Source organism: Mycobacterium sp. E796 (genome assembly GCF_001672815.1).
GTDB lineage: Bacteria > Actinomycetota > Actinomycetes > Mycobacteriales > Mycobacteriaceae > Mycobacterium.
This window is the reverse complement of sequence record NZ_LZKK01000193.1, coordinates 19,317-31,545: the sequence shown is the minus strand read 5'-3', so window position 1 is coordinate 31,545 and position 12,229 is coordinate 19,317. Positions and strand designations below refer to the sequence as shown.

General features: G+C 66.3%; 11 protein-coding genes. 4 read left to right on the top strand and 7 right to left on the bottom strand.

Features of this window, described 5'->3' with window-relative positions; translation table 11 throughout:
* The first annotated feature begins 190 nt into the window (after positions 1 to 190).
* From A5706_RS14195 to A5706_RS14180, 4 genes are all read left to right on the top strand, one after another.
* Positions 191 to 1,051: a hydroxypyruvate isomerase family protein gene (locus tag A5706_RS14195; RefSeq protein ID WP_068131561.1), complete on the top strand. Its 861-nt coding sequence runs from the start codon at positions 191 to 193 to the stop codon at positions 1,049 to 1,051.
* Entirely contained in the window at positions 1,048 to 1,932 is an 885-nt protein-coding gene (locus tag A5706_RS14190; RefSeq protein ID WP_068131559.1) for a 2-hydroxy-3-oxopropionate reductase, read from the top strand. Before A5706_RS14195 ends, A5706_RS14190 begins: the two co-directional genes overlap by 4 nt.
* Positions 1,933 to 1,936: 4 nt before the next feature.
* The gene (gene gcl / locus A5706_RS14185; RefSeq protein ID WP_068131557.1) at positions 1,937 to 3,703 is read left to right on the top strand and encodes a glyoxylate carboligase; all 1,767 of its coding nucleotides are present in this window, start codon (positions 1,937 to 1,939) and stop codon (positions 3,701 to 3,703) included.
* Between the two features lie 90 nt (positions 3,704 to 3,793).
* Entirely contained in the window at positions 3,794 to 4,564 is a 771-nt protein-coding gene (locus tag A5706_RS14180; protein WP_068131554.1) for an IclR family transcriptional regulator, read from the top strand.
* An 8-nt stretch (positions 4,565 to 4,572) separates the two neighbouring features.
* Here the strand turns inward: A5706_RS14180 and A5706_RS14175 are convergent, their stop codons facing one another.
* The 7 genes from A5706_RS14175 to A5706_RS14145 form a co-directional block, all read right to left on the bottom strand.
* Positions 4,573 to 5,574, bottom strand: a complete 1,002-nt coding sequence (locus tag A5706_RS14175; RefSeq protein ID WP_068131553.1) for an LLM class flavin-dependent oxidoreductase — start codon at positions 5,572 to 5,574, stop codon at positions 4,573 to 4,575.
* Positions 5,571 to 6,194 (bottom strand): DsbA family protein, encoded by a 624-nt coding sequence (locus A5706_RS14170; RefSeq protein WP_068131552.1) that lies wholly within the window; start codon positions 6,192 to 6,194, stop codon positions 5,571 to 5,573. The genes A5706_RS14175 and A5706_RS14170 overlap by 4 nt, the downstream gene beginning before the upstream one ends.
* Positions 6,194 to 7,084 carry an alpha/beta hydrolase gene (locus tag A5706_RS14165; RefSeq protein ID WP_197517828.1) on the bottom strand — a complete coding sequence of 297 codons (891 nt, stop codon included), beginning with the start codon at positions 7,082 to 7,084 and terminating at the stop codon, positions 6,194 to 6,196. The genes A5706_RS14170 and A5706_RS14165 overlap by 1 nt, the downstream gene beginning before the upstream one ends.
* 74 nt (positions 7,085 to 7,158) lie before the next feature.
* The gene (locus tag A5706_RS14160; protein ID WP_068131550.1) at positions 7,159 to 8,751 is read right to left on the bottom strand and encodes a UbiD family decarboxylase; all 1,593 of its coding nucleotides are present in this window, start codon (positions 8,749 to 8,751) and stop codon (positions 7,159 to 7,161) included.
* Positions 8,752 to 8,781: 30 nt separating this feature from the next.
* Entirely contained in the window at positions 8,782 to 9,489 is a 708-nt protein-coding gene (locus tag A5706_RS14155) for a UbiX family flavin prenyltransferase (RefSeq protein ID WP_369831866.1), read from the bottom strand.
* A 51-nt stretch (positions 9,490 to 9,540) separates the two neighbouring features.
* Positions 9,541 to 10,524, bottom strand: coding sequence for a methyltransferase (locus tag A5706_RS14150; protein WP_068131546.1), 984 nt, complete (start codon positions 10,522 to 10,524; stop codon positions 9,541 to 9,543).
* Between the two features lie 162 nt (positions 10,525 to 10,686).
* Positions 10,687 to 12,051 carry an NAD(P)/FAD-dependent oxidoreductase gene (locus A5706_RS14145; RefSeq protein WP_068131543.1) on the bottom strand — a complete coding sequence of 455 codons (1,365 nt, stop codon included), beginning with the start codon at positions 12,049 to 12,051 and terminating at the stop codon, positions 10,687 to 10,689.
* Positions 12,052 to 12,229: the final 178 nt, after the last annotated feature.

The following is a 12,229-nucleotide window of genomic DNA, read 5'->3' as shown; positions in this document are numbered from 1 at the left end:
TCACGTTTGACTGTCAAAGGAAACCCGCGTTGTCAGTAAGTCCTGCCTCCAACTGCACCGCGGCTGACCGGCCGTCACGCAGGAAACGGCTCCCCAGCGGTTGACAACCCACCCGCGGAAGGCCTTCACTGATTCCGTTATTCGACTTATTTATTTCGTATTGCGAAACCAGTACCGGGAGGGAAGTGCCGTGTCGCCAGCGACCTACACGGTGAACTGTTCGATCCTGTTCACCGATCTGCCCGTGCTCAAGCGGCCCGAGGCCGCCCGGCGGGCGGGCTTTGATGCGGTGGAATTCTGGTGGCCGTTCGCCGAGGCGGCACCGCCGGACGGGGACGTGGAACCGTTCGTCCGCGCCATCCGCGACGCCGGGGTTCAGCTGAGCGGGCTGAACTTCGCGGCCGGTGACATGCCCGCCGGCGACCGGGGCATCGTGTCCGACCCCGCGTCGGTGACCGCGTTCCGGGACAGCGTGGACGTCGCCGTCGACATCGCGAAGACGCTGGGCACCCGAGCCTTCAACGCGCTCTACGGAAACCGCGTCGAGGGCTTTTCGGCGGCGGTCCAGGACGACATCGCGGCCGAGAATCTCGCGTACGCGGCTCAGGCCGCCCAACGCATCGGCGCGACGGTGCTGATCGAGCCGGTCAGCGGCGCGCCCCGCTACCCCCTCAGGACCCTGGCGGACGCGGTCCGGGTCGTCGAGCGCGTACGCAGCCGGTCGGGGTACGAAAACCTGCGCGTGCTGGCCGATCTCTACCACCTCTACGTCAATGGCGACGATGTGGCTGCCGCGCTGCATGCGCATGCCGACCGCGTCGGCCACGTCCAGATCGCGGATGCGCCCGGTCGCGGCGAGCCGGGGACCGGCGAGATCGCGCTCGACAAATACGTCGGAATACTGCTCGATCGCGGGTATGACGGGTATATCGGCCTGGAATACAAGCCCAGCCGGCCCGACACCTTCGACTGGCTGCCGACGGCAGAGCGGGGCCGCGGCGGGCTCAACATCGAATCGCTTGCGGCACACGCGGGAACGAGGAACCAATGAGCACCATCGCTTTCATCGGGTTGGGCATCATGGGCAGCCCCATGGCATGCCACCTGGCCCGGGCAGGCCACACGGTCATCGGCTATAACCGTTCGCCGGGGCGCACCGGCGCGCTCGTCGAAGCCGGCGGGGCCGCGGCGGAGTCGATCGGAGAGGCGGTCAAAGACGCCGACGTGGTGGCCGTCATGGTCCCCGACTCCCCCGACGCGCAAGACGTGTTGTCCGCGGAGGGCGGCGTTTTCGCGCATGCGCAGCCCGAAACCCTGGTGATCGACTTCTCCTCGATCCGCCCAGACGTCAGCAAGGAGCTGGCTGAGGAGGCGGGGCGACGGGGCCTGCGCATGATCGACGCCCCGGTATCCGGCGGTGAGGCCGGCGCCAAGAACGCGTCGCTGTCGATCATGGTCGGGGCCACCGATCGCGACTTCGCCGACGCCAAGCCGATCCTGGAAGTCGTCGGCAAGACGATCGTCCACGTCGGCCCCAACGGGGCCGGTCAGACCGTCAAGGCCGCCAACCAACTGATCGTCGCGGGAAACATCGAACTCCTCGCCGAGGCGATCACGTTTCTGCGAGCCTACGGGGTCGATCTGGAAGCGGCGGTCAAGGTGCTGGGCGGCGGCCTGGCCGGCTCGGCGGTGCTGGATCAGAAGGCCGCGAAGATGCTGGCCCGCAACTTCGAGCCGGGCTTCCGGATCGAACTGCACCACAAGGACATGGGCATCGTGACCAGCGCGGCCCGCGAGGCCGACGTCGTCATCCCACTGGGGACGGTCGTCGCGCAGCTGATGGCGTCCGCGCTCGCCAACGGCGACGGCGGCCTCGATCACTCGGGCCTGCTGCTGGGCGTCGAGCGGTTGTCGGGCCGCGGGGAAAGCTAGCCCGATGACCCGGATGCGCACGGTCGACGCGGCCGTCAGGATTCTCGAGATCGAAGGCGCCACACAGGCTTTCGGACTGCCCGGTGCGGCGATCAACCCGTTCTATTCGGCGATGCGCGCCCACGGCGGGATCAGGCACGTGCTGGCCCGGCACGTCGAGGCCGCCAGCCACATGGCCGAGGGGTACACCCGCGCCGCGCCCGGCAACATCGGCGTCTGCGTCGGCACCTCCGGCCCGGCGGGCACCGACATGATCACCGGGTTATATTCGGCCAGCGCGGATTCCATCCCGATCCTGGCGATCACCGGTCAGGCGCCGGTGAACAAGTTGCACAAGGAGGACTTCCAGGCCGTCGACATCGCCGCGATCGCGGCGCCGGTGACCAAGATGGCCATGACGGTGCTGGAGCCTGGGCAGGTGCCCGGCGCGTTCGCCCAGGCGTTCCACCTGATGCGATCGGGCCGGCCCGGGCCGGTGCTGATCGACCTGCCCATCGACGTGCAGCTCGCCGAGATCGACTTCGACCCAACGACTTACGCCCCGCTGCCCGTGTACAAACCCTGCGCCGGCCCCGCGCAGATCAACAAGGCGCTCGACATGTTGCAGACGGCGCGACGCCCGCTCATCGTCGCGGGCGGGGGCATCATCAACGCCGACGCGTGCGACCTGCTCGTCGAACTGGCCGAGGTGCTCAACGTCCCCGTGGTGCCCACGCTGATGGGCTGGGGCGCGATCCCCGACGACCATCCGCTGGCCGCCGGCATGGTCGGGCTGCAGACCGCGCATCGCTACGGAAACGCCAGCATGCTCGAGTCCGATTTTGTGCTCGGGATCGGAAACCGCTGGGCCAACCGTCACACCGGCGGGCTGGAGACCTACCGCCGCGGCCGCCGCTTCGTACACATCGACATCGAGCCCACCCAGATCGGGCGCGTGTTTCCGCCCGACCTCGGCATCGTCTCCGACGCCAAGGCGGCGCTCGAACTGCTGGTTGCGCTCGCGACGGCGCGGGCCGCCGCCGGCACGATGCCGGACTGGAATGGCTGGGTCGGTGACTGCCAACGCCGCAAGAAGACAATGCATCGCAAGACCCACTTCGACGATGTCCCTATCAAGCCGCAGCGCGTGTACGAGGAGATGAACCGCGCCTTCGGCCGCGACGTCCGCTACGTCACGGCGATCGGGCTCTCGCAGATCGCCGGCGGCCAATTCCTCAAAGTGTTCAAGCCCCGGCACTGGATCAACTGTGGGCAGGCCGGACCGCTCGGCTGGACCGTACCCGCCGCACTGGGCGTGGTCACCGCGGACCCGACCGCCACCGTTGTCGGTTTGTCCGGCGACTACGACTTCCAATTCCTGATCGAGGAACTCGCCGTCGGCGCGCAATTCAACCTGCCGTACGTCCACGTGGTGGTGAACAACTCCTACCTCGGGCTCATCCGCCAGGCCCAGCTGAACTTCGACATGGATTACTGCGTCTCGCTGGCCTTCGACAACATCAACGCCCAGGAAGACGGCGACACCGACCTGCCCAAGGGATACGGCGTCGACCACCGCAGCGTCGTGGAAGGGCTGGGCTGCAAGGCCATTCAGGTCACCGAGCCGTCCGGCATCGGCCCGGCGCTCGCCCGGGCGCAACAGCTCGCGCGCGAACACAAGGTCCCCGTCGTGGTCGAGGTATTCCTGGAGCGGGTCACCAACATCGCCATGGGCACCGAGATCGACAACGTCACCGAACACAACGAGCTCGCGACGCTGCCCGCCGACTGACCACGGCGCTGCTTGCTGTCGACGTCAATTCCGTGATACGAAAAAGCGCAGGCGGGATGACGGGCCCTCGGGGCTGGATCGGAAGCGGTGATGGCTCGCGAAGCTGCACGTACGGGCGGCGTTCAGTCGGTGGAGCGGGCGTTCGAGCTGCTCGAGATCCTGGCGACAATGGGTGGGTCGGCCGCGCTCGGCGATCTCGCGGCACGTTCGGACCTGCCGGCGCCGACGATCCACCGGCTCGCTCGCACCCTGGTCAGCATGGGTTACCTGCGGCAGTTGCCCAACCGGCATTACTCGTTGGGGCCCAAGCTGATCCGGCTCGGCGAGAGCGCGGCACAGCTCGTCGGCACGTGGTCGCGGCCGCATCTGCTGGAGTTGGTGGAGCGCACCGGTGAGACGGCGAACATGGCGCTCATGGACAACGACATGGCCGTCTACGTCGCGCAGGTGCCCTCACCGCACTCGATGCGGATGTTCACCGAGGTGGGCCGGCGCGTCTATCCGCACTGCACCGGCGTCGGCAAGGCGCTGCTGATGCAGCTGCCCAACGACGCGGTGCGTGCCCTGGTGGCGCGAACCGGGATGCCCGCCTCCACCGAGAACTCCCACACGACGCCCAAGGAGCTGCTGCGGGACATCGAGCTGTGCCGTTCGCGCGGCTACGCGGTCGACGAGGGCGAGCAGGAGGTCGGCGTGCGGTGCTTCGCCGTGCCGGTGCCCGACGCACCGTCGTTGACCGCGATCTCGATCTCCGGCCCCGCGGCGCGCGTCACGCTGAAATCCGCCACGGAGATCACTCCCCTGCTGAAGCGGGTCGCCCGCGACATCGCCTCGGAGTTCGACAAGGAGGCCGCGCTTTAGAACCGCGGTTAACCGCGGACCGCCGCCATGAACTTGTTGAGCTCACGCGGAATGTCGGGACTCGATGGTTCGAAGATGATTTCGGTGGCACCGGCGTCGGCCATCGCGGCCACGGCCTCTCCGACCGTGTCGGCTGTTCCGCTCAGGGTGACCGACGGGACGGAGGCGTAGCCTCCGGCGCGCCAAGCGGCCAGGTCGGCCTCATTCATCTCGACCATGGTGCCCTGATGAATCTGTAGGTGGCGCAAGCGTTGTGGTACCTTCTCGACCACCTCTACCCAGGCGGAGCCGCCGGGCATCTCGCGCAGCGCGTCGGCGCCCTTGGTGGTGTAGATGAAGTGATATGCCGCTGCCCACGCGGCGCCCACCGCCGATCGGACCCGTTCGCCGGCCAGGTCCTCCCACTCGTCGAGGACGGTGCCCATGGTGGCCACCACCGCGCGCGTGAAGTCGCGCTGGCCGGGAACGACGTCGAACATCGAGATCACTCCATCGGCGCCGAGCCGCTTGGCGACGCCGGCGCCCTTGGGTCCGGTTGCCGCCACCAGCAACGGTATTCGCAGCGGCAGCGCATCCGCCTGCGTGGACGGCAGCATCAACTTGACGGCCGCGCCCTCCCAGTCGACGACCTCACCTGCGAGCAGCGCCTGGTAGGCACGGATGTAGTCCTCCATATAAGACCATCGGATCGGCGGCTGACCGACGGCAGCGCGGCTGGAGAACCCGGTGCCGAACGAGGTCACAATGCGCCCCGGCGCGCGCCGATGCAGAGAGACGGTCTCGGCGGCGTTGACCAGCGGGTGGCGCTGCGTCGGAATGAGTACCGCGGGACCCAGCTCGATCGTCGTGGTCCGCTCCGCCGCGCGGTGCAAGCCCAGCCAGACGTCATCGCCTCCGAACGGAGTGTCGTAGAGATAGGCCCTCCGATAGCCCAGTTTTTCCGCGGCGACGATGTGCTGAGCCGACTCGAATGATGGTGGTAGCGCCATGCTTACGTCGATTGCGGTCATTTGCTGGTCCTCTCTGATAGCCCTCGCTGAGCCAACGCATTTTGGGCAATGCGCTCGAATTCCGACATGGGCACCAGCCCGGCCACCAACCTGCCGCCGAGCAGCCACGCGGGTGTGCCGTAGACGCCGCACTGCTTCCCGGTCCTTTCCAACAAATCGACCGCGGCGTAGGCAGTGCCGTCGGCGAGCGCGGTGCGGAGTGCGCCCGCGTCCACGCCGGCCTTTACCGCGTGCCGGTCGATGACCTGTTGATCCTCGATGTCTTCACCGAGAGCGAAGTGCGCCTGGTACAACCCCCGCTGGAGCTCGTCGAAGGCGGCCGGCCGGTTGCGGCGAACCCATTCGGCGGCGGCTAAAGCCCTCCTGCTGTTGGGGATTCGATCCGGCCAGTTCAGCACCAGTCCCTCCGCTGCCGCCTCCCGCTCGAGCATCTCGGACCTCGGCCCCTGACGCGGACCGATAACGAGACCGCCGGCCGGGATGTCGGGATGCGCCTGGAATGGCAGCGAGATGACCTCGAGGCCGGCCGCCACCAGGAGGGCGGACCTCGACTGCCCGATGTAGCAGAACGGGCATATGAAGTCGTACCAGTGCAGTACCGGTCTCGGCGCGTCACCCATCAGTTCCTCACTGGCGGAGACGCTTTCAAAGATCCGCGCAGCACGTCGATCGCTTGGGTGATCGCCGCCTTCGCCGCGGCGGTCCCCCGCAGGGCGTTCAGCATCATGAAGTCATGAATCGTGGCGTTGTAGCGGACGCTGGTGCAACGCACCCCGGCGACGGTGAGCTTGCGGGCATAGGCCTCTCCTTCGTCGCGCAGGACGTCGCATTCGTCCACAACGACGAACGCCTCGGGCAGTCCAGCGAGTTCGCCGACGTCAGCCTTCAGCGGTGAGGCGAGGACGTCGTCGCGCCGATCCAGATCGGGCAGGTACGCATCCCAGAACCAGGCCATGGCCTTGGCAGTCAGGTGCGGACCTTCGGCGAAATCACGGTAACTCGGGGTGTTTTGCGACGCGTCGGTCACCGGGTAGTACAACGACTGGTGAACGAAGGTGACATCGCCGCGCCGCCGGGCCAGCAAGGCCAACGCGGCTGCCAAATTGCCGCCGGCCGAGTCACCGGCGACCGCCACGCGGGTGCCGTCGAGACCGGCACTCAAGCCGTTTCGCTGGATCCAGCGCGCGGCCGCGTAGGCCTGCTCGAGCGCGACCGGATAGCGGGCCTCCGGTGCGCGATCATATTCGACGAACACGACGGCGGCGTGCACGCCCACACAAAGCTCACGCACCAGGCGGTCATGGGTCGCGGCGCTGCCGAGCACCCATCCGCCACCGTGCAGGTATAGCACGGCCGGTAAAAGGCCTTTCACCCCAACCGGTTTGACGAGGCGGACGCGCACCTGGGCGCCACCGGCCCCGACGGTCATCCATGCGCTGTCGACGTCGGGCTTGGCGACCGGAGACGACTGGATATCCTCCAGCCCGTCGCGCGCCTCGGTTGGCGTCATTTCGTAGACTGGCGGTGAATGGGCTGCAGTGTCAGCGAATTCGGCTGCGGCCGGCTCGAGGGCGGAATCTGCTATCACACTTCCGGCATCCGTTTGCTGAGTTTCTGCAGGGTCAGCATTTCGCGGCCGCCGTCGTCGAGATAGGGGATCCCGATCCCGTATTCCTCCCAGCGGCTTGCGATTTTGGACTCCAGCGCAGGTTCGAGCCTGTCGGTCGGCGGGAAGCGACGCCCACCCCACTCCGGGCGCGGGTCGACTTCCCAGCTTCGCGTGGCGTCGATGAGCACCCGTGTCCATTGGCCGGCGCCGTATTTGTTGGTGTCATTCAAAGCCGGTGGTGTCGACGGATCGAGCGATGAGCCGAGACCCGGGCCGAAGAACGCGATATCGCCGAGGCCGGCGTTGACCCGGTAGGACATGGCCCAGTCCAGCGCGACCGGGTCGTGCAGGTCGATGTCCTCCTCGACGACCATGACGTTCTTGTGAAACCACACCGATCCGCCCGTCCCCCACAGCGCCGAGGCGATCTGCTGCGCGTGGCCCCGGTACCGCTTCTGGATCTGCACGAGAGTGTTTTGGCCGTTTGTCACCTCCGTCATCCACAGATCGGTGATGCCACCAATCCCGAGGTCGTCGAGCACATTCCAGGTGATCGCCGACCGCGCAAAGTTGACGATGCTGTCTTCGTTGAAGCATCCCGGCCGGATCCCCTCGAGGGTGCCGCGCAGCACCGGATCGTTGCGGTGGGTGATCCGGGTGACCCGCAGCACCGGCGCCGGTGCCGCGCCACCAATGAAGCCGGGGTACTCAGCGAAGGGGCCCTCGACGACGAAGGTCGCGGGGTCGGGATCGATGAAGCCCTCGACGACGATTTCCGCGGTCGCCGGGACGTGCAACGGCACCGTTTCACAGGCCACCAAGTCGACCGGGCGCCCGAGTAGGGCCCCCATCATGTCCCATTCGCAGATGTTTTTCGGGAACGGGCTCCCGGCGCAGAAACCCAGCACGTCGTGCCACCCGTAGACGACGGCGACCGGCATCGGCTCGGGCTTGTACTCCTCCATATGGCCGCCCCAGCCCTGACTGGGCACCAGGAGCTTGGCGATCTTGTCGCGGTCGACGATCTGGCCCCGGTAGCAACCGATGTTGTCGCGTCCCGTCACCTTGTCCTCGGTCACCACACCGCAGAACGTGTCGATGTAGCGACCACCGTCCTCGCCGTGCCACTTTGGGACCGGTAACTCCCATAGATTGATGTCGTCGCCCTCGAGGATATTCTCCTTGACCGGGCCGGTGTCGACCACGCGCGGCGGGATCGGTTTCTTGAACGCCTCCCGGAGGTGGCGCACGATCCCCGAGTCGCTGGTGTCTTCGGGCAGCCCCAGCATCAGCTGAACCTGACGCCGGCTGCCAAGCGCCGACGTCAAAAGCTTTGTACACCGGGTGTTCTCGTGGCCGACGATGTTCTCGAACAGCAGCGCCGGGCCGCCAAGACAAAGGTTGGCGCGGGTGATCGCACCGATCTCTTCGTCCCAGTCGACGGGGGCCGTGATGCGGCGCAATTGGCCGGCGGCTTCGAGGGTGGCCAACCAGCTGCGCTGATCGGGTCCAGCTTCCCCGTTCGTCGCCTGGGCCAAACTGGTGGGAAGGCTTGTCCCCATGGTCATTTCGTTCTCCTCACGCGATCGGGGCTTCTTCTAACGGTGGTTGTTGACCAACCAGTCGTCGGCTTCCGCGAGGTGCCGGTGACCGTTCACGCGGACCGGAGTCTGATCCTCCTTCCACCGGTTGATCAGGTTGTGTTCGATCCCGAGTTGATCGATGACGCGCCCGACCACATAATTCGTCACTTCATCGACCGAAGTGGGCCGCGCGTAGTAGGCCACCATCGGCGGGAAGATCACGGCGCCGGCGCGCGCCAGGTAGTGCATGTTTTCCAGGTGGATCTCGCTCAACGGTGCCTCCCGCGCGACCAGGACGAGCTTGCGGCGTTCCTTCAGCGTGACGTCGGCGGCGCGGGTGATCAGGTTGTCGCTGAAGCCGATCCGGATGGCGGCTAACGTCTTCATGCTGCACGGGCAGACAACCATGCCATCTGTGCGGAAAGAGCCACTCGAGATCCCCGCGGCGAGATCGCGGGCGCTGTAGGTATGGGTCGCCAGTGCCCGGACCGCCTCGACACTGGTGTCGGTCTCCATCTTGATCGTCGCCCGCGCCCAGTCGCTGAGGATCAGGTGCGTCTCGATCCCCAGCTGTCCGAGTGCTTCCAGCAGACGGATGCCCAGAGCGGCTCCGGTCGCTCCGGTCATCGCTACCACTAAGCGCATCGTCTTCCTCCTTCGGCGAGTCGCATGGCCCACGGCCGCGATCATCAAAGTTTCGGGCGTTCCGAGCGGCGGTCGCATCCGCCGGTGGCTAGCCATCGCGGCCAGTTTCTTGGCTCGCCGGCTTCCCGCCTAGGTTGCGCGCGCCTCGACGATGCCGAAGTCCGTTCCGGTGTCGATCACCTGAGTCATTTCGAATCCGGCTCGGTCAAGCAGTCGGCGATATTCGCGCGCTGTTCTTCCGCGCCCGTCATTGACCAGCAACATCTCGATATCGATGACCTTGCCGATGACATCACCGTGGTGTTCCGGAATTACACCCTCGACGAGCAGCAATGACGCGCCGCTGGCCGCCGCCCTCCGCACGTTCTGCAGGATGCGTAACGCGGCCTCGTCGGGCCAGTCGTGGATTATGTGCTTGAGCACGTACACGTCGCCCCCGGCGGGTACCTCCTCGAAGAACGAGCCTTCGACCAGCCGAACCCGGTGCGCCACATCAAACTTCCCCAATAGCGATGGCGCTTCCACAACCACGTCGGAGAGGTCGAACAGGATGCCCTGGGCATGCGGCGCCGACTTCAGGATGGCAGCGAGCAGGCGGCCATGGCCGCCCCCGATATCGACGATCGTGCGGTATGGCGTGAAGTCGTACGCCTCGACCAGCGGTCCGTCTAAATATGCCGACAATCCCGTCATCGCGTCGTTGAAAATTGCGCTGAATTCGGGCTCGTCGCGCAGATAGTCGAAAAAGCCCTTACCGCGCAGCGCGGGAACCGGCGAAGTCCCGGTCCTGATCGCCCGGGTCAGCAGGCTCCAGAGTTCACGGTGCTGCGGTGCGCCCACGAATCGGGCCATGGCCGCCACAGATACCGGGGAATCCGACCGCAGGACGTCTGCTCGTGGAGTCAGCTCATAGCGACCGTCGTCGCGTAGAGCGAATATCCCCTTGCCGATCAGTGCCCGCAGGGCCCTGCGCAAGGCGTCCGGATGCGCTCCCACTTTGCTGGCGAGTTCCTCGAGCTCCAATGGCCCGTCGGCGAGCGCATCCGCCACTCCCAGGTCGGCCACTGCGGTGATCGTCTGCGATACCCACGCCGCGAGCACTAACTCCTGCATCGCCCGCGCCGGGGAAGACGTAGGTTCGTCAAAGGACGGTGCCTCAGAAATACTCATGCAATCTCCTCAGTTCGGTTACCGCGAAATACGAAAACGTCCGGGCTTCCCATCGCGCGTGGGCCACAGTGGATTCGGGACTTCTGCGCCGACAATGCGGGCCATTTAGGCGTGTTTCCCCCGTCGCTTTTTGTCGCCCCTAGTCAGGCGCAGCATCATCGGCAGGCTCACCAGCCGCGACGGCGGGTCAACCATGCTGATTAGCCGCAGGAATCGCTGCATCACCGCGGGGTCGGTTTCGGCAGCGGCCAGCACCCGATCCAGGTAGGCGTTGGTGATCTGCATCGACAGCGGCCGGTGCCCCTCGATTTGGGGCAGGGTCAGATCCCAACTCACCGCCGTTTGCCATGCCACGCGAATCGCTTTTGCGGCGGAGCGGAAGAACCGTTGCGGCAGATAATGGTCCCCGCGCTGCAGGCACTGCCGTAAGACGACCGCCTCGGTTGCCGCAACCGACATGCCCTGCCCATAAGTCGGATTGAAGCTACACATCGCGTCGCCCACCACGATCAGCCCCTCGGGCATGTGTGTCAGGCGGTCATAGCGGCGCCAGCGATTGGACGGGAAGCGGTACTGGACGACATCCCCAAGTGGTTCGGCGCGACCAGCCGCCGCCACAACGTGCGGAGGTGCCATCTCGGCCAGACACGAGAGCACCCCTGCCCGATCGGTGGGAGGGCTTTGTCCGGCGACCGTCGAAACACCGATGGTGTAGGTGTTGTTCTCGCCGGCGACCATTCCGCATCCCACGGGGCGTCTGGGCTGCGGTCCGGCTACGACCAGGTTCTCGTGCAAGATGCCTCGCGGCATATACACCGGGAGACCGGAATAGCCGAGTCGCACGCGCAGCTCGTCTTCGCGCGGACGACGGTAGCCGAGGTCGTCGAGAAACAGCGGTGTCCGCGACCCGCGTCCGGTGGCGTCGACCACCAGGTCGGCGGATAGGGTCGCCTTCGCCCGGGAACGGCGCCGCGCGAGCACGACACCGGTCACGCGGTGGCGCTCCCGGGTCGACGTCAATCGCACGAGCTCGTGACCGCCGCGGATCTGCACATGGGGAATGGCGCTCACTCTGCGCCGCAGATTCCACTCGAGAAAGGGTCGGCTCACGTAGTAGGTCACCAACGACTTGGGGTTGGGGATCTTGCCGGACCGAAGCAGATGATGTCCGCCGCAGAACATCCAGAACCGCGACAGGTCACCGTCGTTCCACACCCGCCCACCGCCGGCGACCAACTGGTCGAGCAGGCCTGGGAACAGTTCGTCCATGATCTGGGTTCCGCGCGCGAGCGGGACGTGGGGTAGCCCGCCTTGCGGCACTCCACGGCGGATCGTTGGTCCGTCCGGTAGCACATCACGATCGACCACGGTCACACTGCTGAAGAAGTCAGCGAGCACCCGGGCCGCCAAGAGCCCACTGATGCCTCCGCCGAGAACGACCGCGCTGTCGCGAACTTCAGGCGCGACCATGCTTGTGCGGTCTCCTCGCAACCGAAAGTTGACGATTGGTTTCTGCTAGGAAACGAATCATTGCTACCGGCGTCCAGCGGTGCGGAATCCTGAACGTGACCGTTATGCCGGCGACAGCGCACTCGACCAGTGTTGCTACCCGCTCAACGTTGTGCGGGCGGGTAAACGCAGTCATATC

Coding starts and splice junctions, on each gene's coding strand:
- gcl (WP_068131557.1), top strand. CDS start 1,937: ATGACCCGGATGCGCACGGTCGACGCGGCCGTCAGGATTCTCGAGATC.
- A5706_RS14150 (WP_068131546.1), bottom strand. CDS start 10,524: ATGCAGGAGTTAGTGCTCGCGGCGTGGGTATCGCAGACGATCACCGCA.
- A5706_RS14180 (WP_068131554.1), top strand. CDS start 3,794: ATGGCTCGCGAAGCTGCACGTACGGGCGGCGTTCAGTCGGTGGAGCGG.
- A5706_RS14165 (WP_197517828.1), bottom strand. CDS start 7,084: ATGACGCCAACCGAGGCGCGCGACGGGCTGGAGGATATCCAGTCGTCT.
- A5706_RS14175 (WP_068131553.1), bottom strand. CDS start 5,574: ATGACCGCAATCGACGTAAGCATGGCGCTACCACCATCATTCGAGTCG.
- A5706_RS14145 (WP_068131543.1), bottom strand. CDS start 12,051: ATGGTCGCGCCTGAAGTTCGCGACAGCGCGGTCGTTCTCGGCGGAGGC.
- A5706_RS14155 (WP_369831866.1), bottom strand. CDS start 9,489: ATGCGACCGCCGCTCGGAACGCCCGAAACTTTGATGATCGCGGCCGTG.
- A5706_RS14190 (WP_068131559.1), top strand. CDS start 1,048: ATGAGCACCATCGCTTTCATCGGGTTGGGCATCATGGGCAGCCCCATG.
- A5706_RS14170 (WP_068131552.1), bottom strand. CDS start 6,194: ATGGGTGACGCGCCGAGACCGGTACTGCACTGGTACGACTTCATATGC.
- A5706_RS14160 (WP_068131550.1), bottom strand. CDS start 8,751: ATGACCATGGGGACAAGCCTTCCCACCAGTTTGGCCCAGGCGACGAAC.